Origin of the sequence: Maritalea sp., from assembly GCF_051251695.1 — a bacterium.
In the GTDB taxonomy this organism is placed as follows: domain Bacteria; phylum Pseudomonadota; class Alphaproteobacteria; order Rhizobiales; family Devosiaceae; genus Maritalea.
The window spans coordinates 1-20,486 of sequence record NZ_JBPOEU010000011.1; the positions used below are offsets into that span (position 1 = coordinate 1).

General features: G+C 48.8%; 22 protein-coding genes, 1 tRNA gene and 1 pseudogene. 17 read left to right on the top strand and 7 right to left on the bottom strand.

All coding sequences use genetic code 11. The features are described 5' to 3' along the window. Nucleotides 1-88: 88 nt before the first annotated feature. The 4 genes and pseudogenes from ACSHWX_RS08015 to ACSHWX_RS08030 form a co-directional block, all read left to right on the top strand. Nucleotides 89-574, top strand: a pseudogene (locus tag ACSHWX_RS08015) (HK97 family phage prohead protease); the annotation flags it as partial. Beyond that, nucleotides 571-1,794 carry a phage portal protein gene (locus ACSHWX_RS08020; RefSeq protein ID WP_435667686.1) on the top strand — a complete coding sequence of 408 codons (1,224 nt, stop codon included), beginning with the start codon at nt 571-573 and terminating at the stop codon, nt 1,792-1,794. The pseudogene ACSHWX_RS08015 and the gene ACSHWX_RS08020, both read left to right, overlap by 4 nt. After that, the gene (locus tag ACSHWX_RS08025) at nt 1,778-1,954 is read left to right on the top strand and encodes a hypothetical protein (RefSeq protein ID WP_435667687.1); all 177 of its coding nucleotides are present in this window, start codon (nt 1,778-1,780) and stop codon (nt 1,952-1,954) included. The genes ACSHWX_RS08020 and ACSHWX_RS08025 overlap by 17 nt, the downstream gene beginning before the upstream one ends. A gap of 146 nt (nt 1,955-2,100) precedes the next feature. After that, nucleotides 2,101-3,003 carry a tyrosine-type recombinase/integrase gene (locus ACSHWX_RS08030; protein ID WP_435667688.1) on the top strand — a complete coding sequence of 301 codons (903 nt, stop codon included), beginning with the start codon at nt 2,101-2,103 and terminating at the stop codon, nt 3,001-3,003. Nucleotides 3,004-3,069: 66 nt separating this feature from the next. On the opposite strand, the gene ACSHWX_RS08035 is transcribed toward ACSHWX_RS08030, so the two are convergent. Further along, a tRNA-Ser gene (locus ACSHWX_RS08035) sits at nt 3,070-3,159 on the bottom strand. Between the two features lie 272 nt (nt 3,160-3,431). Here ACSHWX_RS08035 and ACSHWX_RS08040 point away from each other — a divergent pair. The 4 genes from ACSHWX_RS08040 (at nt 3,432) to ACSHWX_RS08055 (ending at nt 5,363) form a co-directional block, all read left to right on the top strand. Further along, entirely contained in the window at nt 3,432-3,767 is a 336-nt protein-coding gene (locus tag ACSHWX_RS08040; RefSeq protein WP_435667689.1) for a hypothetical protein, read from the top strand. Nucleotides 3,768-3,781: 14 nt separating this feature from the next. After that, nucleotides 3,782-4,366 (top strand): peptide-methionine (S)-S-oxide reductase MsrA, encoded by a 585-nt coding sequence (gene msrA, locus ACSHWX_RS08045; protein WP_435667690.1) that lies wholly within the window; start codon nt 3,782-3,784, stop codon nt 4,364-4,366. A gap of 3 nt (nt 4,367-4,369) precedes the next feature. Then, nucleotides 4,370-4,726 (top strand): MmcQ/YjbR family DNA-binding protein, encoded by a 357-nt coding sequence (locus ACSHWX_RS08050; protein WP_435667691.1) that lies wholly within the window; start codon nt 4,370-4,372, stop codon nt 4,724-4,726. 67 nt (nt 4,727-4,793) lie between these two features. Continuing rightward, nucleotides 4,794-5,363 carry a DUF2799 domain-containing protein gene (locus ACSHWX_RS08055; protein ID WP_435667692.1) on the top strand — a complete coding sequence of 190 codons (570 nt, stop codon included), beginning with the start codon at nt 4,794-4,796 and terminating at the stop codon, nt 5,361-5,363. 50 nt (nt 5,364-5,413) lie between these two features. On the opposite strand, the gene ACSHWX_RS08060 is transcribed toward ACSHWX_RS08055, so the two are convergent. The 4 genes from ACSHWX_RS08060 to ACSHWX_RS08075 all read right to left on the bottom strand — a co-directional run bounded on the left by ACSHWX_RS08060 (nt 5,414) and on the right by ACSHWX_RS08075 (nt 9,685). After that, nucleotides 5,414-6,049, bottom strand: a complete 636-nt coding sequence (locus ACSHWX_RS08060) for a peroxiredoxin (RefSeq protein ID WP_435667693.1) — start codon at nt 6,047-6,049, stop codon at nt 5,414-5,416. A gap of 194 nt (nt 6,050-6,243) precedes the next feature. Then, nucleotides 6,244-7,779, bottom strand: a complete 1,536-nt coding sequence (locus ACSHWX_RS08065) for a SulP family inorganic anion transporter (RefSeq protein ID WP_435667819.1) — start codon at nt 7,777-7,779, stop codon at nt 6,244-6,246. A 217-nt stretch (nt 7,780-7,996) separates the two neighbouring features. Continuing rightward, complete coding sequence (locus ACSHWX_RS08070) at nt 7,997-8,827, bottom strand: amino acid ABC transporter permease (protein ID WP_435667694.1); 831 nt, start codon at nt 8,825-8,827, stop codon at nt 7,997-7,999. 60 nt (nt 8,828-8,887) lie between these two features. Next, nucleotides 8,888-9,685, bottom strand: a complete 798-nt coding sequence (locus ACSHWX_RS08075) for a transporter substrate-binding domain-containing protein (protein WP_435667695.1) — start codon at nt 9,683-9,685, stop codon at nt 8,888-8,890. Between the two features lie 222 nt (nt 9,686-9,907). Here ACSHWX_RS08075 and speA point away from each other — a divergent pair, with 222 nt between their 5' ends. From speA to ACSHWX_RS08105, 6 genes are all read left to right on the top strand, one after another. Next, nucleotides 9,908-11,797: a biosynthetic arginine decarboxylase gene (gene speA / locus ACSHWX_RS08080; RefSeq protein WP_435667696.1), complete on the top strand. Its 1,890-nt coding sequence runs from the start codon at nt 9,908-9,910 to the stop codon at nt 11,795-11,797. A 27-nt stretch (nt 11,798-11,824) separates the two neighbouring features. Continuing rightward, nucleotides 11,825-13,036 carry a saccharopine dehydrogenase family protein gene (locus ACSHWX_RS08085; protein WP_435667697.1) on the top strand — a complete coding sequence of 404 codons (1,212 nt, stop codon included), beginning with the start codon at nt 11,825-11,827 and terminating at the stop codon, nt 13,034-13,036. Between the two features lie 19 nt (nt 13,037-13,055). Next, nucleotides 13,056-14,240 (top strand): carboxynorspermidine decarboxylase, encoded by a 1,185-nt coding sequence (locus tag ACSHWX_RS08090; RefSeq protein WP_435667698.1) that lies wholly within the window; start codon nt 13,056-13,058, stop codon nt 14,238-14,240. Between the two features lie 11 nt (nt 14,241-14,251). Continuing rightward, entirely contained in the window at nt 14,252-15,106 is an 855-nt protein-coding gene (speB, locus tag ACSHWX_RS08095) for an agmatinase (RefSeq protein ID WP_435667699.1), read from the top strand. Between the two features lie 79 nt (nt 15,107-15,185). After that, a complete protein-coding gene (locus ACSHWX_RS08100) occupies nt 15,186-15,596 on the top strand; it encodes an MbcA/ParS/Xre antitoxin family protein (RefSeq protein ID WP_435667700.1) in 411 nt (136 codons plus the stop codon). Continuing rightward, nucleotides 15,593-16,291, top strand: a complete 699-nt coding sequence (locus ACSHWX_RS08105; RefSeq protein ID WP_435667701.1) for an RES family NAD+ phosphorylase — start codon at nt 15,593-15,595, stop codon at nt 16,289-16,291. Before ACSHWX_RS08100 ends, ACSHWX_RS08105 begins: the two co-directional genes overlap by 4 nt. 1 nt (nt 16,292) lies before the next feature. Here ACSHWX_RS08105 and ACSHWX_RS08110 read toward each other — a convergent pair whose 3' ends face one another. Further along, entirely contained in the window at nt 16,293-16,706 is a 414-nt protein-coding gene (locus ACSHWX_RS08110; RefSeq protein WP_435667702.1) for a VOC family protein, read from the bottom strand. Between the two features lie 68 nt (nt 16,707-16,774). Here ACSHWX_RS08110 and ACSHWX_RS08115 point away from each other — a divergent pair, with 68 nt between their 5' ends. Continuing rightward, nucleotides 16,775-17,635 (top strand): LysR family transcriptional regulator, encoded by an 861-nt coding sequence (locus ACSHWX_RS08115; RefSeq protein ID WP_435667703.1) that lies wholly within the window; start codon nt 16,775-16,777, stop codon nt 17,633-17,635. A gap of 18 nt (nt 17,636-17,653) precedes the next feature. Here the strand turns inward: ACSHWX_RS08115 and lepA are convergent, their stop codons facing one another. After that, the gene (gene lepA / locus ACSHWX_RS08120; protein ID WP_435667704.1) at nt 17,654-19,456 is read right to left on the bottom strand and encodes a translation elongation factor 4; all 1,803 of its coding nucleotides are present in this window, start codon (nt 19,454-19,456) and stop codon (nt 17,654-17,656) included. Nucleotides 19,457-19,603: 147 nt separating this feature from the next. On the opposite strand from lepA, the gene ACSHWX_RS08125 reads away from it, so the two are divergent. After that, complete coding sequence (locus ACSHWX_RS08125; RefSeq protein ID WP_435667705.1) at nt 19,604-20,023, top strand: c-type cytochrome; 420 nt, start codon at nt 19,604-19,606, stop codon at nt 20,021-20,023. Nucleotides 20,024-20,041: 18 nt separating this feature from the next. Then, the gene (locus ACSHWX_RS08130) at nt 20,042-20,485 is read left to right on the top strand and encodes a cytochrome c (RefSeq protein ID WP_435667706.1); all 444 of its coding nucleotides are present in this window, start codon (nt 20,042-20,044) and stop codon (nt 20,483-20,485) included. Nucleotide 20,486 lies beyond the last annotated feature (1 nt).

Here is a 20,486-nt window from a genome sequence, read left to right on the forward strand (position 1 = left end):
ATAGGGGCTACGATGAACCAAAAATCATCTCTTACGCAATCATATCAATCTGTCTAATGAACGCTGACGGGATACAGGCAAAACCCTTTCAGGATATGCGGCTGTTTTTGCGACCGACAGCCAAGACCTTGGAGGGTTTAGTGAACGCATTCTAGCAGGTGCATTCGCCAGATCGTTGGCGGCAGCGCCGGACGTGGTAGCCCTTTATGACCACGACCGGCGCGCCATTCTTGGCCGCACCAAGTCAGGCACGTTGAGACTTGAAGAAGATCAACGCGGTTTGAAATTCGAAATCAACGCGCCCGATACCACTGTTGGACGCGATGTATTGGAAATGGTTGGACGTGGCGATGTAACCGGCGCGTCGTTTGCCTTCACTGCAAAAGAGCAACGCTGGATCGAAACGCCCAACGGACTACAGCGGGAACTGATCGACGTTGATTTGCATGATGTGACCATCACGCCCTCACCCGCATATTTGGACACAGAAGTCGCTCGACGATCAATGCCAGGTACTTGCACTTTCCAAGCCTATGCAGAACGGCAACTCAAGATATTGGAGATGATCCGATGAGCTTTTTCAACCGGCTACTTGGCCGTGAAGAACGCGCAGTCATCAAAAGCTCAGACCCATATTTGGGCGAGTTCTTTGGCCAGCGAAATGGTGGTAGCGGCTACACCAACCCCGAACGGGCAAGCGGCCTATCAGTGGCGAACGCTTGCATATCCATCATCTCGCAAAACCTCTCGGCGGTTCCGTGCAACCTTTACAAGCGCACCGACAATGGCGGACGGGACAAATCCAAACAGCACCCACTTTATGGCGTGTTGCAAAACTCAGCCAATGACACCCAAACCTCTTTTGAGGTGCGAGAGATGTTGCTGGTTTCTCTCCTCACCAGTGGCAACGCCTACGCCGAAATCGTGTGGAACGCTAAAGGCCAAGCAACGGCCCTCAAGCCGATTGCAACCGGCAATGTAGCAGCGGAGAGATTGAATAGCGGACGCATCCGATACCGCGTTTCGCAACCCAACGGCAGCAACAAAACACTGGTGCAAGAGGAAATGCTGCACTTACGCTATCGCCTTGGCCCAGATGGTGTAACCGGACTTTCCCCGATCCAGATCGCAAGGGAAACCTTCAACCTCGCATTGTCGCAAAATGATCAGGCGTTCAAGCTATCGGACAAGGGCTTTCGACCAGCCGGTGCATTGGTGTTTCCTGAAGCACTAGGGCGCGAAGCTGCACAGGCACTTAAGGCAGGTTTCCGAGAAAAGTTCATTGGAGCGGCCAATACCGGCGAAGTGATGGTGTTGGATGGCGGCGCCAAGTTCGAGCAAATATCGTTCAACTCACGCGACAGCGAATTCTTGGAAAGCCGCAAACTTTCGAACCTCGACATATGTCGCGCCTTTGGCGTCCCTCCTACCGTCGCAGGGATCACGGACAACGCCACATATTCAAACACAGACCAAGAAAGCCGAGCCCTAGTGGTGCGGTGTTTGGCACCCATGGCCCGACGCATCGAACAGGCCATGAATGCAGCCCTGTTGCCGCCCATGGCGCGAAAGAACCTCTTTATTGAACATGACCTAGCCGGACTACTCAGAGGCGACCTCAAGGCACGTTATGAGGCTTATCGGATAGGTCGCGAATGGGGCTGGCTATCACCTAACGAAATCAGAGGTTGGGAGAACCTGCCCGAAATCGAAGGCGGTAGCGAATACCTGACGCCGCTCAACATGACAGCAATCAACGACCGGGAGACAGAGACCAATGACGAAGAAGCTTAGATGTACGCAAGCCGAAGTTTCCCGTGTGATTAAGGGCATTCAAAGGAGCGGTGAAGAATTGGCCCGCCTTGAAATTGACCAAGACGGCAAGATCATCGCGATCCTCGGACGCCCCACGGAAAGCCAACTGGATAACCCTTGGGACGAGGAACTAAGATGAAACGCAGAAATCTCCCAAAATATGTAAGCTGCCATAGAGACCAGCACGGTCGCCCAAGATACCGTTTTCGAAAGAAAGGCTTCAATAGCTATTACTTCAAGTCTGCGCCGCATACTGAAGCGTTTCGTCAAGAGTACGACGCTTGCATGCTAGGCGAGAAAGCTCCTCGGCTTGTACCCGGCAAAGACAGCATCAAGGCGGGGACGCTTACCGATCTTGTGCACCGATATTACGCCTCACCCAAGTTCCATGGACTTCGCGATTCAACAAAGCAGACTTACCGCAACCAGCTAAATCGCTTTTGCGACAAACACGGTGACAAACCAGTGCATTTGTTAAAGCGTAAACATGTGGACGCAATTCTAGGCAAAATGCATGATCGCCCCGGAGCGGCAAATTCACTCCTTGATCGGCTCAAGCTCCTGTTCAAGTTCGCTGTGAACATTGAAATGCTACCAGTTAACCCACTGATCGGCATGGACGGGTTCAAAACGAACTCTGACGGTTTTCATTCTTGGACCGAGGATGACATACAAAAATTTGAGGCGACGCACACGGAGGGCAGCAAGGCACGCCTAGCGTACTCGTTGCTATTATACACCGGACAAAGGCGCTCAGACGTTGTTCGAATGGGTTGGCAGCACGTAGATGGCAACGCGATAAGCGTGGTGCAACAAAAGACCGGTGGACGCCTAGAATTGCCGCTACACCCCACTTTGCGCAAAGAACTTGGGCGACTGCCAAAAGACAATTTGACATTCGTCATGACCAGCTTTGGCAAGCCTTACACGGCCAACGGTTTCGGAAACTGGTTCCGCGACCAATGTGATCTGGCATCTTTGCCCCACTGTTCCGCACATGGGTTACGCAAAGCAGCGGCAAGAAAACTGGCCGAGGCTGGATGCACCAATCAACAAATCAAAGCAGTAACTGGTCACCAGACAGAAGAAGAGGTGAACAGATACACACGGGCCGCTTCACAAAAGCAATTAGCGGAAAGTGCATTTGAAACGCTCACCAAAGGGCAAAACACGAACAAAAATGTCTAACCAATCCAAAATCGTTAGACACTTGAAAGGTTAAACCATGGAAATCATTGACGAAATCAAAAAGGATGGCGGAGAGACAGGGATTCGAACCCTGGAGACGGTTACCCGCCTACACGCGTTCCAGGCGTGCGCCTTCGACCACTCGGCCACCTCTCCGGCGCGACAGTAGAACTGTCGGAACATAGTCAGAGATAAGCATTGGCTTATCCATTCATTTAAAGACGATTGGGTTGGTCGGTATGTCCGGCCAGTCCTGAGCCCTTATAATCGCAAGCGGCAAATCAATTGAATTTACGCCAGCAATCGGGCGCACTATACTCATCGCGAAACTGATCGCAAGTGTTCACTTATGCGTTGAGCGCTTGAAACGCATATTTTGCATGCCTATTATCGAAATAACGCAACAAAATCCCCCAAGAAAGTTCCCCATGAAGATGATTACGCGCCTTATAGGCTCTTTATTTTTGGCGCTTATGCTGATTTTCATAGTGATGGACGGCGCTAAAATTCTTAGTTCAAACGAATTGGCGTTTTCGCCTCTGGGCCAAGTTTGGTTCCAGATCGACCGGGCAATAGGCAGTTTAACCCTGAATACACTCCAAGCTGTTGTACAAAGATATGTACATCCGTTCATTTGGGATCCGATTATTGTGACAGTTCTTGGTGCGCCAGCTTGGCTTTTTTGCGCAGTATTGGGCGTTTTGTTTCTTTATTTGGGGCGCACCCGCACCCGCGAACGTTATAAACATATCGACGAACTTTAAAAAAGGCTTACGCAATGGACATCAGTGCGACCAATTTTGCTCACCACGTAAATGGCAATCCCATTGAAGGACCTTATCCTGAAGGTAACCAATCCATCTATTTGGCGTTGGGATGTTTTTGGGGGGCCGAACGGCTGTTTTGGCGACTAGACGGCGTTTGGGTTACCGCCGTTGGCTATCAAGGTGGAAGCCAGCAAAACCCCACTTACCAGCAAGTTTGTTCTGGCAACACCGGACACACAGAAGCTGTATTGGTGAATTTTGATCCCACCCAAATTTCTTTAGAAGAAATTCTTGTGCATTTTTGGCAAGAGCATGATCCGACCCAAGGCAACCGGCAAGGAAATGATGTGGGAAGCCAGTATAGATCTGCGATCTATTTCACGTCCAAAGAACAAGAAGCTGTAGTTCGCGCCAGCCAAGAGGCATACACCGCCTCACTAAAGACAAGCGGTTTTGGACCTATTACGACTGAAATTGGGGCCGCGGGAACCTTTTATTTTGCTGAAGAATATCATCAGCAATATTTGTCTAAGAACCCAGGCGGGTATTGCGGTCTTAAAGGCACGGGCGTTAGCTGCACAATCGGTGGCGCGTAATTGATGTTATCCAGAGAGGAATTTGAAGCGTTTTGCTTCACGCTGCCACATGCGACTCATGTGGTGCAGTGGGGCAACGCTTCGGTTTTTAAGATTGGCGGCAAAATATTTGCGCTTTATAGCCGTTGGGATGATGCGGATTGCGATGTCGTCAACTTTAAGTGTTCGGATCAGTCATTCGCGATTTTGCCAACCCAGGAAGGCATTGAACCGGCTAAATATCTTGCCCGGGCCAAATGGGTGCAGGTACGCGAAGAAGCGGGATGGGATGAGGCGACGTTCCACGCCTACATTCAACAAGCCTATGATATTATTGTTGGCAAGCTCACCAAGAAAGCTCGGGCGGAGCTCGGTTTATAATAAAACTTGTGCCGTTCAGCACTGCTTGGTTTAATGGCGCTGAATTTATTTTTTGCGAGCCAATGTTATGAAAATTATCGGTGCGGTTTTTGGTTTATTTTTTTTACTGGTTCTTTCAGGTTGCGCAACCCTAAGCAAATCCCAATGTCAAACTGGTGACTGGCGCAGCATTGGTGAAAATGACGGGCGGTCTGGATATTCCTCTGCGCGGTTCACAGAACATAGTGAGGCCTGCACCAAGCACGGTATCGCCGCAGATCGGGGCCTTTACGAACAGGGAAGAAAAATCGGGTTGCGTTCTTACTGTACGCCTGCAAACGCTGCAAAAGTAGGCTTAGCAGGACGATCTTATCGCAATGTTTGTGAAGGAGATATTGGGCTTAGTTTTGCGCGTATTCATCGCCAAGCAAATGACGTCTATTCAATCGACCAAGACATTGAGGGGATAAATTCTGAAATAAGCACACTCACCAAAAAACTGGCTGATCCGGCAACGCTACAAACCGAGCGAGATAGCATTGCCAGTGACATCCGATTTTTAGGCTATGATTTATCGAACAAGCAACGAGACCGATCGCGCGAAGATGCAGAGCTTCGCCAAGTCTTACTAGAAGAACAGGCTAGACTATCGCGTTAAAGAAAAAGGCGGCCATTGGCCGCCTTCGTTTTCTCGTTACATATTGATCCCTAAGATTTAGGCTGCTTTACGATACGCAAATATGGTTTCACTTCGTTCCAACCATCCGGGAATTTCTTCTTCGCGTCATCGTTAGATAGCGCAGGAACGATGATGACATCATCGCCATCGGTCCAGTTTACTGGTGTCGCCACTTGATGTTTAGCGGTGAGCTGCAATGAGTCAATCACACGCAACACTTCATCAAAGTTACGACCAGTTGATGCCGGATATTCAATTTTCAGTTTAACCTTTTTGTCTGGCCCAATCACAAAGACAGACCGCACCGTAAGGGTGTTGTCAGCTTTGGGGTGGATCATTGAATAAAGATTGGCAACCGTTTTGTCTGGGTCTGCGATCAACGGGAAGTTAAGCGCGGTACCTTGGGTCTCTTCAATATCGTCAACCCATGCCTTATGCTCTTCAATCGGATCAACAGAAAGGCCGAGCACTTTTACATCACGTTTTTCAAATTCTGGCTTTAGCTTTGCGGTGTAACCAAGTTCGGTCGTGCAAACGGGCGTAAAATTCTTCGGGTGTGAAAACAACACTGCCCAATGACCGTCAATATAGTCGTGAAACTTGATCCGGCCTTCAGTTGTATCTGCTTCAAAATTTGGGGCTTCGTCGCCAAGTAGCAATCCCATATTCTTATCCTTCTTTAAAAATTCTACTATCTCTAATATGTGGTGTAGCACGTCAAAATAGAATATCAGTTTTTGAGATTATTTTTGCCAAGTTTTAGCCATATCGGGGATCATTTTTTACCCCCGCATCATGCTGCGCGCAATCAAACCAATCGCGATTAGAACTGCCTCTTAAAAAAAACCGAACGGCAATCTTAGTGGCCTGCATCCAATCGGCCGGTTTGCAGATCATAGTCCGTCGCGACGGCATATTCGGGATCGTCTTCAGCGGGCTCAACCAACTGGCCTGCATTTTTAAGCAGCGTTTTACAATCATTGGACAGGTGCCGAAGTTTCAGTTTCGTGCCGTTGGCTTCATATCTTGCGGCCAAAGCTTCAATCGCTTGCAAACCTGAATGATCAACAACCCGAGACCCTGCAAAGTCGATAATAACGGTTTCGGGGTCATCTTTGGGATCAAACAGGATGCTAAAGCTTTCGATGGAACCAAAGAACAGCGGCCCTTCAAGCTTATAGATCTTTTCCTTGTCGCCTTCATGGTAGCCCGGTGTTGATGCATGCATGCGTGTTGAAGCGTTCCAGGCGTAAACCAGCGCTGAAACAATAACCCCCACCACCACAGCCGTGGCCAAATCAGTCGCTACGGTCACAACTGTCACCAACACGATAACAAATGCATCTGCGCGCGGAATACGCATCATGATTTTGATAGAGCGCCATGCGAATGTGCCGATCACCACCATGAACATAACACCCACCAACGCCGCCAGAGGGATCAGTTCAATCCAACTTGACGCAAATAGGATGAAAGCCAGTAAGAACAGGGCAGCGGAAATACCGGACCAGCGCGTACGGCCGCCCGATTTAACGTTGATCATGGACTGACCAATCATCGCGCAACCGCCCATGCCACCAAAAAATCCGGTGACCAAATTGGCAAGGCCTTGCGCAATGCTTTCTTTAGAGGCCCCGCCCTTTGTTTGGGTGATTTCGGCAACAAGGTTGAGTGTCAGCAAGGATTCAATCAAGCCAATCGCCGCTAGAATCACAGCGTATGGCAAAATGATCTGCAAGGTTTCCCAAGTCAGCGGCACCATTGGAACATGAAATGCAGGTAATCCGCCTTTGATGGACGCCAAGTCGCCAACGCGCGGTACATCTAAGTTGAGTACGATCACTGCAATCGACACTGCGCCAATGGCAAGCAGTGGTGCGGGAACCGCTTTGATATATTTACCGCCCCAGTGAATGATCATCATCGTTACAATGGTCAAAAAGAGCATCAAATATAGGGGCATTCCGGTCATCCATTCGCCGCCAGCAACACCATGTCCGCCGCCACTTGCGGTTCCGGGCACTTGAAACTGACTGAGCTGTGCCAAGAAAATAACGATGGCAAGACCGTTCACAAAGCCCAACATCACAGGATGGGGGACCATGCGAATGAACTTGCCCCAGCGCATAATACCAACGACAATTTGAATGATGCCCATCAGCACAACAGTGGCGAACAAATATTCAATACCGTGCTGAGCAACCAGCGAAACCATAACCACGGCCAAAGCCCCGGTCGCACCTGAAATCATCCCCGGACGGCCGCCCAACGTCGCTGTAATCAACCCAACTATAAACGCGGCATAAAGACCAACAAGAGGGTGAACACCTGCAACGAATGCGAAAGCGACGGCCTCTGGCACGAGCGCCAAGGCAACGGTTAAGCCCGCAAGCACATCGATACGAAGTTGAGCTGCGGACGGCACGCCAAAACCATCGGCGCTTGCGACTAGAAAACGATTGAACAAAATAGTGATCTCGCTGATATGAATGTGAGACAAAAATCTCACGTTAAACCCCTGAATGCTGGCGTTTAACGCAGTTTGACGTCAATGGCAAGTTACGGACAATGCGGTGTGGATTTCGAACTTGTTATGAATAGCGTGCAAACGACTATTTCGTATCGTGCACGTTTCGCTCGAAAGAACGCCCCAATCGCTTTTCAAACCAGCGCACCACAAGGGTAAGAGAAATCGTCATCACCAGATAAAGGAACGCCACAACATTGTACGTTTCAAAAAACTTGAAGGTTGACGCCGAGTAGACTTTGCCCAGTTGGGTGATGTCTTGTACCCCCAAAACCGAAACCAAAGCGCTATCTTTGATCATGGCGATCAGTTCGTTGCCCATTGGCGGCAGGATAAGCTTGAATGCTTGCGGCGCGACCACAAGTCGGAATGTTCGCCAGCGGCTAAGGCCCAATGCTTTTGCGGCTTCAACCTGTCCACGATCAACGGCCTGAATGCCTGCGCGGAAAATTTCAGCAATAAAGGCAGAGTATGAAATCGTCAGCGCAATAATCGCGCGCCAGGTGAAATCAAAGCCGCGCACGGTCATCTTGCCAAACAGGCCCCATTCTATCAACGGCGCACACACCTGATTGAAGGCGTCGACAAACCAAGGCGCGCCAACAAAAGCGATATAGAACAACAACACCAACATCGGAACGCCACGCACGATCTCGATGTAAAATGTTGCGATCTCGCGCAATATTCTGGACGAGGATATTCGCCCCAGCACCACCACTGTCGCTAAAACAACACTCAAAGTGAACGCCACCAGAGTCACATATAGAGTGGTTGTGATGCCCCTGCTTAAGGCAAAAAATATCGTCTGATATCCCTCGTCCGCCACCAGCGACCAAAAAACAACGGCGGCGCACAGGATAGCGACGAGCAACCAATAAGGCACTTCGCGCTTGGTCGAACTTGTGGTTGGAGGCATCAATATTTGGTTCTTTTATTTCGGAGAAAAAGTGCCCGCACGTTGCGGGCACAATTGAGTTTATTGATTTACTTTATACTCGTAGAACCATTTTTGGTTCAGTTTTTCGAGTGTGCCGTCTTCGCGCATTGATTTTAGCGCTGCGTTGATTGGGCCAACAAGGTCTGAACCCGGCGTCAAAATGAAGCCAAAATCTTCCGTGCCTAAGGCATCTCCCACCACTTTAAACGATCCTGGATTTGCCCCCATATATCCTTGGGCCGAAGTGCTATCCATCAAGACCGTATCAACGTCGCCAGTTTTTAGCGCCTGCACACTTGTGCCGAATGTTTCAAATAGTTTGATGCGTGGATTTGCTTCATCGCCATCAAGCATATCGTAAACCGCGACATAAAAATTGGTTGTGCCCGGTTGCGCACCAACGAGCAACTCCGCGTTTGCGGCGAACGTTTTAGCATCGGTAAAGCGTGTCTCATCAGCACGAACCAACAAGAATTGTTGCGAAGTCATATAGGGTTCAGAAAAATCGATTTGGGTTGCACGTTCCTCAGTAATCGTAATGCCGTCCATACCTACATCAAACTGACCGTCCTTAACCGCTTGGATCATAGTGTCCCAACTTGAAATTTGCCAATCCACTTTCGCGTTAAGGCGTTTTGCTATTTCGTTGAACGCGTCATACTCCCAACCGATGCCTTCTCCACTTTTAGGATCCGCAAAATTGAGCGGCGTATAGGCATTTTCCGTTACCGCGACGATGGTACGGCCGTTCAAATCTGGCACATCGCTGGCATGGGATATCGAAGTGAGGCCGACAACAGCCGCGACGGCGGCCGTAATTAGAGTTGTGAATTTCATGATGCGCTCCACATGTTGTTGTGTTGGTCTGTTTTTTGTTGTTGGGTAAAACCTTAAAAGGTGAATCGGCGCTTGAAAAGCCCCATTGCGACATCACCCAATTTGAGTCCAAATTCAAATTTCAGATTGACAACAACAATGCTTGTCTGATTTTGAATTTCTTCACACGCTGGCAAGTTCTGCGCAGCACGTTTTTTGCCACATAAGTTGGAGTTTTATAGGTTGGAAGCAAAATTGGGCGCAGACATTTATGGAATGGAAAAGTGGGGCCAACAATTCCTCACCGTGATGCCGAATGGCGACGCCGGTTTGATCGATATTCAAAACAAAAATGCAGCGCCGGTCAGTATCCCCGATATTGTGAAAGACCTCTCTGAACGCGGAATTTATTCCCCGGTTTTATTGCGGGTCAATTCCTTCCTTGAAAATAGCCTAACCAATCTGAATGAGGGATTTGCTGAGGCGATTAAAGAATATGAATTTAACGGCTCTTACCGTGGCGTGTTCCCGATCAAGGTCAACCAGCAAGCCGAAGTTGTCGAACGGATCGTCGAAACCGGACGGCAATATGATTATGGGCTTGAGGTCGGCTCCAAGCCGGAATTGCTGATTGCGCTTGCGCAAAATTTGGCCAAAAATAGTTTGCTGATTTGCAACGGAGTGAAGGATGAAGAGTTTATTCGCCTCGCCATTCTATCGTGCAAAATCGGTTTCAACACCATCATTGTTTTGGAAAGCACCAAAGAGCTAGAACTGGTCATTCAAGTTTCCAAATCTCTTGGTGAAATGCCGTTGTTGGGCGTACGGATCAAACTGACCCATGAGATCAAAGGCAATTGGTCGGAAAGCTCTGGCGACAGATCAAGCTTTGGCATGCCACCAGACGACGTCGTGACCGTGGTTGAACGGCTTCAGGCTGAAAATATGCAAGATTGTCTAGTATTGCAGCATTCGCATTTAGGTTCGCAAATTTCGGACATTATTGACGTGCGCCGTATCGCGAATGAAGCTTGTCGATTTTTCACCGAGTTGCGCAAATTGGGCATGCCTTTGCAATATATCGATTTGGGCGGCGGCCTTGGGGTAGACTATACGGGCGAGAAACAGTCCAACGAGAACTCTATCAATTATAGCCTATATGAATATTGCGAAGCGATTGTTGAAACCGTCAAATATGCCATGGATGATGCTGGGTTGGCACACCCGCACATTGTCACTGAGAGTGGACGTGGCGTTGTGGCTTCGTCCTCGATGCTGATTTTTGACGTGTTGGACACCACGCTTTACGACAGTTCAACCCTGCCCGAAACAGGGGATGACGCGCATCACCTTATCAAAGATCTGTTGGACATTCAGGAATATCTGTCGACCAAGCGCTTACAAGAGTGCGTGAATGACGCGATTTATTACCGTGATGAAGTTCGGGCTCTGTTTCGACGCGGCAACGCAGATATTAAATCGCTCGCCCATGCTGAGCATATTTTTCGCTATCTTGTTGCGCAGTTCAAAAAACTTGCCGAGGAAATGGAAGTCCCCCATCAGCTAGAAGATCAATTGGGCACGTTTGCTGATATTTATCATGGTAATTTTTCATTGTTCCAGTCTTTACCGGACGTTTGGGCGATTGATCAATTGCATCCGATTATGCCGTTGCAAAGACTAAATGAAGTGCCGCATCGCCAAGCGGTTTTGTCTGATATCACCTGCGATTCAGACGGCAAGATTGACCGGTTTGTACTAGAAGATGGAATTTCCAAGACCTTGCCGGTTCATGATATTGTCGAAGATGAACCCTATTATATTGGCGTGTTTTTTGTTGGTGCGTATCAAGAGACATTGGGCGATTTGCACAATTTATTTGGCGACACAAACGTCGTAACCGTCTCACTAGCAGAAGATGGCGAATTTGATCTTTTGCACGAAGTTGAAGGCGATACGATTGCCGAAGTGCTTGAATCCGTTGAATATGATGCCCCTGCATGCCTAGCAACATTTAGGAAACGCGTGGATAACGCCGTGAGCCGAAAAGAATTGACCATTTCTGAAAGGCGTGTGCTGATAGCTGCCTATAAAGACAGCCTGAACGGTTACACCTACTTTGAAAAAGAATAGATATCCCTCAACCAAAAGGACAGTTTGATGGGCAAAACATTAGTCATTGGCGCCGGGGGCGTTGGATCAGTTGCTGTTCATAAAATGGCGATGAATAGCGATATTTTCACCGACATCACATTGGCCAGTCGGCGCAAGTTCAAATGCGACGATATTGCTAAATCAGTAAAAGAACGCACTGGCGTTCAAATCAATACCGCCCAGATTGACGCCATGGATGTGAACGCAACGGCGGCTTTGATTAAACAAGTCGGCGCAGACCTCGTGGTCAATTTGGCGCTGCCCTATCAAGACTTGGCCATCATGGATGCATGTCTAAAAGCTGGCGCCAACTATATGGACACTGCCAATTACGAACCAGAAGACAACGCTAAGTTTGAATATCACTGGCAGTGGGCTTATCAGGATAAATTCAAAGAAGCTGGTTTGACCGCTATTTTGGGCTCTGGCTTTGACCCCGGCGTAACATCGGTGTTTGCTACATGGCTTCGCAAACACAAGTTGGAAACCATCCGGCAAATCGACATTTTGGATTGCAATGGCGGGGACAATGGCAAGGCCTTTGCGACCAACTTCAATCCTGAAATCAATATTCGTGAAGTGACCGCACCGGCCCGACATTGGGAAAATGGCAACTGGGTTGAAAGCCCCGCGATGACGCACAAATATGCGTTCGATTTCCCCGCCGTTGGGGAAAAAAACATGTATTTGATGTATCACGAGGAATTGGAAAGCTTAAAAACCCACTTCCCCGAAATAGAGCGCGCGCGCTTTTGGATGACGTTTGGTGATGCCTATATCAACCATGTTACTGTGTTGCAAAATGTAGGCATGACCTCCATCGAGCCGGTGATGCATGATGGGAAAGAAATCATTCCGTTGCAGTTTCTCGCTTCCGTTTTGCCGGACCCAAGCGACTTGGGTGAATTGACCAAAGGCAAGACATGTATTGGCGACATTGCCACGGGCAATGCGCGCGATGGAACAGGCGAAAAGACCTTCTACATCTACAATATCTGCGACCATGAGGAGTGTTATGCCGAAGTTGGGTCACAAGCTGTAGCCTATACAACTGGCGTTCCAGCGATGATCGGTGCGGCACAATTCCTTAAAGGCAATTGGACCCAACCAGGCGTTTGGAACATGGAACAACTTGATCCGGACGATTTCATGGAGATGCTCAACGATCAAGGCCTACCTTGGCAAGTTAAAGAACTAGACGGCCCGGCACAGTTTTAAGCTTGAGGAAGGTGGGGACATGAACGAAGTTGGATTGCCACAATCTGGCGATGAGGGCGCATTCGCCAAGTTCGATCTTTTTAGTGTCCCCTCGCCCTGTTTCGTGGTGGATGAAGTTGCGATTGAGCGTAACTTAAAAATCTTGGCGGATATAAAGGCGCAATCTGGAGCCAACATATTGTTGGCACTCAAGGCGTTTTCGATGTTCTCGCTTTCCCATTTGGTCCGTCAATATTTGGACGGCACCTGCGCCTCTGGTCTTTACGAAGCCAAACTCGCGTCCAAGCATTTTGGTGGTTCGCTAACGACATATTGCGCGGGATACAAAGCCAGCGATTTATCCGAAATCATAGGCCTAAGCGATCACTTGATTTTCAATTCTATCGCGCAAAAAAATCGGTTCCTCCCGATCGTTGAGGCAGCGCGTCAAGATGGCAAGAACATCAGTTTAGGGTTACGCATCAACCCTGAACATTCCGAAGGGCATACCGCAAAATATGACCCGTGCATGCCATGTTCTCGCCTAGGTATTCCTGTGTCTCAGCTTGGCGCAGATGACCTGATCGGCATTGACGGGCTGCACATGCATACTTTGTGCGAGCAGGGGTTTGAACCGCTTGAACGCACTTGGAATGCGGTGTTGCCAAAAATCGAACTCTATTTGCAAGAACTCAAATGGATCAATTTCGGCGGTGGGCATCACATCACACGGCCCGATTACAATCGCGATGGGTTAATTCAATTCATCAAGGGAATCCGCTCAACTTATGATGTTGATGTTTACTTAGAACCCGGCGAAGCCTGCGCCCTTGATGCAGGTATTCTGGTGGGCGAAATTTTAGACTTGCCCGTTAATCAAAAGCAATTGGCGATTACTGATATTTCTGCCACATGCCATATGCCCGATGTCATTGAGGCGCCTTATCGACCTGCAATGTTGGGTGAAACAAGCGACGGTCCAAGCTATTTAATGGGTGGCCCATCTTGCTTGGCTGGTGATGTGATCGGGGAATACCGTCCCGCCGAAGTGTTTGAGATTGGTGACCGCTTTGCGTTCCTTGATCAAGCGCACTATTCGATGGTCAAGACCAACACATTTAACGGCGTCCCACTACCTGCCCTTGCGATTTGGAATTCATCGACAAACAAAACCCGTATCGTAAAACAATTCACCTATGACGATTTTGAACAACGCCTTTCATAATTGGAGCCAATATGGCTGACTTCCTTGATTCAGAACTAAGTTCCAAAGAACGCGATATTGCCGGCGCAAAATTTGTTGTTGTGCCTATGCCTTTGGAGCGTACTGTTTCGTATGGTGCGGGCACAGCGGCTGGACCCAAAGCGATCATACAAGCATCGAACGAATTGGAACGCATTTGCCCGGAAGGTGAGCCTTGTTTACAAGGCATCACAACGCTCGACCCTATCGATTGCGACGGACCTTTACCTGAAGTGATGGCGCGCCTCGCGACAAAAACTGAGATGGTGGTTTCTCAGGGCAAGATTCCCGTCACCTTGGGCGGTGAACATTCATTGACATACGGCGCGGTTACCGGCGTCGCGCAAGCGCTTGGGCCCAAAGTTGGTATCATCCAAATCGACGCGCATGCGGACTTACGCATCGCCTATCAAGGCGAAAAACACTCCCACGCTTCTGTCATGAACCTGCTGTGCGAAGATGGGCACGCCCTCGCCCAATATGGTGTTCGCGCCCTGTGCCAGCAGGAAGTGGATGCACGTGAGAAATACGGCGTTACGTACATTGATGGCGAAGAGTTGGTGACGCAGAATATTAACTCGGTCGCCCTACCGACTGATTTTCCTGAAGATGTCTATATCAGCTTTGATGTCGACGGATTGGACCCTTCGATTATGCCAGCAACAGGCACCCCGGTCCCCGGTGGCTTGGGCTATTATCAAGCGTTAAATATCGTTGCATCTGCACTGCGCGGACGACACTGCGTCGGTATGGATATCGTCGAACTCGCCCCCAATAGAAATAGCCAAGCCTGGGATTTTACCGCTGCACAAATCGTCTATCGCATGATGGGAATGATTGAAAACTAGCTTTGCAATTTGGCATAATACAATTAAAATTTGCCAAATGGCATTTTTCTACCTATATTGATGGTAAGGAGACATTACCATGTTGGTTGAAATTTCCCGAACTGGTGCTGAGCCAGAACAAGCGGACATAAGTGCGGACGAAGCTGCGGCGCTGGCCCGTACGATCGTGAACCTATTTGATCGGTGGTCTCTTACCGATGCCCAAGCCTCTCAATTGCTTGGTGGCATGGCGTTGCGCACATGGGCGCGATGGAAAAACAATGATATTGGTCGCATAGATCGTGATCTTGCCACGCGGATGTCCATTCTTTTGGGCATACATAAGGGGCTTCGCTATATGTTCAGCGATCCTGTGCGTGGCTATGAGTGGATCAAGAAGCCAAACACTGTTTTTGATGGACAATCAGCGCTTGATCTGATGCTTGGCGGATCCATTTTTCATCTCGCAAGGGTGCGCACTTATCTGAATGCCGAACGTGGTGGCCGGTGAACAACAATTTTGTGCCCATAATTGATGTGAATTGGCCAAGAGCCTACCGCATCATTCGCACGATCCATCCACCCATCGATCTTTTTGAAGATATTGCTGACCCAGCCGACTGGGAAGCCCTTGCATCTGCCGAGGCAAAAACCAATCCACGGGTTTGGCTTGAACTGGGTGACTTGACAAAGGTGCCACCAGCGCGTCGCGTAAATGGGCATGGTGCAAGCTATGTGATGGCGCCATTTGTGCATTGTTCAACCGATAGACCCGGGCGGTTTACAGACGGCAGCTATGGTGTTTATAGCGCTGGGGACAGCGAAGAGGTTGCCATAAAAGAGGTCGCCTTTCACCACGCCAGATTTATGCATTCCACCGAACAAGACAGTGGATGGACCTCTCAATTCAGGGTGTTGGTGGGTGCAATCAACACGCAACTACACGAAGTTTCGAATAACCTTGATGCGCTGACCCCAGATGATTGGTCGGCAGGACAAGCGTTGGGTTCCACCTTACGCGCTGCCGGATCAAACGGGGTTTACTATCCCAGTGTAAGAGCACCGGGTGGCAAATGTATTGGTGCCTTTTGGCCAGACGTGCCTTCAATTCCAGTTCAAAGCACCCATTATGATTTTCACTGGGATAGCGAACGGGTCGACCGCATTCGAAATTGTAATAGTGGTAAAATCTACCAGATCGTTTAGCTCAACGCTCAAACATGCCCTCAAAGTCAGCGAAGCCTTTTACCTCAATCGGGTTACCTGATGGATCAAAGAAAAACATTGTGCTTTGCTCACCCGCCTCGCCTGCAAAACGGGTTTGTGGCTCAAGCACAAACTCAATGCCTGACGCTTTTAATTTCGCGGCCAATTTATCCCAATCGGGTTTTGGTAAGACAACGCCCAGATGGGGCATAGGGACCATATGCTCGCCGACCTTTCCCGTATTTGCTACAGGAAAGGGTTCACCCAAGTGCAACGATATTTGATGTCCAAAAAAATCAAAATCGACCCAACTTTCAGTGCTTCGTCCCTCTGCACAACCAAGCAAATCTGCGTAAAATGCGCGCGCTTCGTCCAGGTCGGTAACATGATAGGCCAAATGAAATCTTGATTGCATTGAAAGGTTCTCCAGTTTTCTTTTTTAGAACATAGCAATCTTCTTTCAAAATAATTAGAATGTTTTTATTGCCTCATTCGAAAGTTTTTGTTTTGGATATTCGATTTTTGGAAAGCCTGATTGCCGTAGTTGAAAACGGTTCTATCGCTGGGGCGGCGAGACTTCAAAATCTAACAGCGGCGGCTGTTAGCCAACGTATTCGCACGTTGGAAGCAGAACTTGATGTTCAATTATTGATACGTGAAGGACACGCCGCACGGCCAACTGGCGCGTGTCATAGGCTTTTACCAAGAGCAAAAATGCTGGTTGCCAACACTGCCGCGCTAAAATCGGACATTGATATCTCTGGATTATCGGGCTCATTCCGATTGGGCGCGATCTCTACGGCTTTGATCGATTTCATCCCCAGTGCGGTTCGCATAATTGAGCAAAAAGCACCAAATGCTGACCTAAAGATTATGCCGGGCAGCTCATCTTCTTTGTTTTCTCAATTAGAGCAACGACAACTAGACGCCGCCATTATTGTTCGCCCGTCATTCGAGTTATCGAAAACAATGAGCGTTGAACATTTCTGCTCCCAACCGTTTGTATCAATTGGCAAACTCTCGCCTGAACAACCTTTAGTGGTTTATGATAGGCAGTCGTGGGGTGGAAAAATCGCATGGCAATGGATTAGCGCAAATCTTCCTGCCCATAGAATTCTATGCGAATTGGATTCATTGGAAACGATTGCAACATTGGTCGACCAGCAGCTGGGTGCCGCCATTATTCCAGCGTGGCGTGGGCTGACTATTCAGCATCCAGATTTGGAAACCAACAACCTCAAAAACCCACCTGCAAACAGGGAACTTGTCCTAGTCTCAAACAAAGATTTTGCATTGCCATTGCTGATGGACGTGATCAGGCTGGCCCTTGCGGCACAGCGCTGATCTGTCTTATTCAGCGGTTTAGCTGTCGCCCATTTTCAGCGCCTTGATGAACGCTTCCTGTGGAATTTCAACCTTACCGAACTGGCGCATTTTCTTCTTACCAGCTTTTTGCTTGTCCAAAAGCTTACGCTTACGCGACGCATCACCACCATAACATTTCGCCGTAACGTCTTTACGCAAAGCTGAAATGGTTTCGCGGGCGATTACTTTGCCGCCAATTGCTGCCTGAATTGGAATTTTGAACAAGTGCTGCGGGATAAGCTCTTTGAGCTTTTCGCACATCACTCGGCCGCGTGCTTCAGCGGCGTTTCTGTGTACCAACATAGAAAGCGCATCAACAGGCTCTGCGTTTACCAGCACGGTCATCTTCACCAAGTCTCCAGCGCGATAGTCAGAGATTTGATAATCAAAACTCGCATAGCCTTTGGAGATTGATTTCAAGCGATCGTAGAAATCAAACACCACTTCGTTCAATGGCAAATCATATTGCACCATGGCACGACTACCAACGTAGGATAGATCGGTTTGAACCCCGCGACGGTCTTGGCAAAGTTTTAGGATCCCGCCCAAATACTCATCTGGGGTCAGAATGCTGGCCTTAATCCAAGGTTCGCGAATATCTTCGATATGCATCACGTCTGGCATGTCTGCCGGATTGTGCAATTTGGTTTCTGACCCATCACGCATACCAAGTTCGTAAACAACGCTTGGCGCAGTTGCGATGAGGTCAAGATCAAATTCACGGCTCAAACGTTCCTGAATGATCTCTAGGTGCAATAGACCCAAGAAGCCGCAACGGAAGCCGAAGCCAAGCGCTGCTGACGTTTCCATTTCATAGGAAAAGCTTGCATCATTAAGGCGCAATTTGCCCATCGCGGCGCGTAAATCTTCAAAGTCATTTGCATCAACCGGGAACAGACCACAGAACACAACTGGTTGCGCGGGGCGGAAACCCTCAAGCGGTTCCACGCATGGCCTTTTCGCATCGGTGATCGTGTCACCAACATTGGTGTCCGCCACTTCTTTGATCGACGCGGTAATAAAACCAATTTCACCAGGGCCGAGTTCGCCGGTATCAATCAATTTTGGTGTAAACACCCCAACACGATCCAACTCATAGGTCGCGTCAGCATTGATCATTTTGATCTTTTGGCCCTTCTTGATGGTCCCGTCGATCACTCGGACCAACACGACCACGCCAAGATAGGCATCGTACCAACTGTCCACCAACATCGCTTTTAGCGGCGCGTCACGGTCACCTTTGGGCGCAGGCAAGCGGGTAACAATGGCTTCAAGAACCTTATCGATACCTATGCCGGTTTTTGCAGAAATTTCCACAGCATCTGAAGCGTCCAGACCAATCACGTCTTCGATTTGTTGCTTCACCCGATCTGGCTCAGCGGCAGGCAAATCGATTTTGTTCAGCACTGGCACGATCTCATGATCGACTTCCATCGCTTGATAAACGTTGGCCAATGTCTGCGCCTCAACCCCTTGGGAGGCGTCCACGATCAGCAAAGAACCCTCGCAGGCTGCCAGCGAGCGGTTCACTTCATATGCAAAGTCAACGTGTCCCGGCGTATCGATTAGGTTGAGAACATATGTTTCACCATCGTTGGCTTTATATTCAAGCCGAACGGTCTGAGCTTTGATGGTGATCCCGCGTTCCCGCTCAATGTCCATACTGTCAAGAACTTGCTGCTGCATTTCACGCTCGGCAAGCCCACCTGTCGTCTGGATCAGACGATCGGCTAAAGTGGATTTGCCGTGGTCAATATGCGCCACGATTGAAAAGTTGCGGATGTGTTTTAATTCGGTCATAGCGCGCTGATTATCAGCTTTATTGCGACACGAAAAGAAAAATCAACGTTCAAACCGCCATTCGTGGAATTTGAGGTTTTTTGAAACTTTTGTCTTGACCTTCCTCCCACTGGAAGTGGTTCAAATCGTTTATGGATCGAGGCACGAATGAACAATAAACTCGCAGTTCTAATTGGTGTGGCAATCATAGTTAGTGGCGTAGTGTTCTTTGCAAATTCCATGCAAGACACGCCAGAAACTAAAGCCCCCACATCCTTGCCAGCTGGCTTTATCGTGCCGGACCTCATCGCAGAACAGATTGTAGGCCAGCAAAGCTTTGAACAATTCTGCCAGGCCTGCCACGGAGATTACGGTTTAGGCACCAACTCGGGACCACCATTTATCCATCGAATTTATGAGCCAAACCACCATGGGGACGGTGCGTTTTTCAACGCCGCGATCAATGGCGTACGTGCGCATCACTGGAAATTTGGAAATATGCCACCGGTCGATGATATCGTTGAAACGGACATTGGCCCTATTGTCGCCTACATTCGCGCATTACAAAAAGCGAACGGCGTATTTTAAAAGAAACGGGATCATTGAATGATTTTTAAGATAAAACACGTCGCAATCTATTTTGGGTTAGCGCTGCTGGTGACGCCTGCAATTTCTCATGGTGGTGCGAGTGGCCCGACCTTAGAGCGCATGAACGCTATGTCCAATGTTCAAAAAACATTGAAACAGTTGCGGCCAGCTTTATCAGATCCCTCTTCCAATAAAGCCGAAATTGATGCGGCATTTGTTGAGCTTCGTACTCTTGGCGATCATTTGCCGAAATTATTTCAAGAAAAACACATGATGGACATGAGCGAAGCGCTGCCCAAAATATGGTCTTCGCCCGAAGCGTTCGCCGATGAAATAGAATTTTACAACTTGCAGATTGATAAGGCCGAAGCGGCAGTTGGGGGCGATCCAAAATTAATGATGCAAGAAATTGCCAAAACATGCCAATCTTGTCACACCCAATTTAGAGAAAAAAAGAAATAGC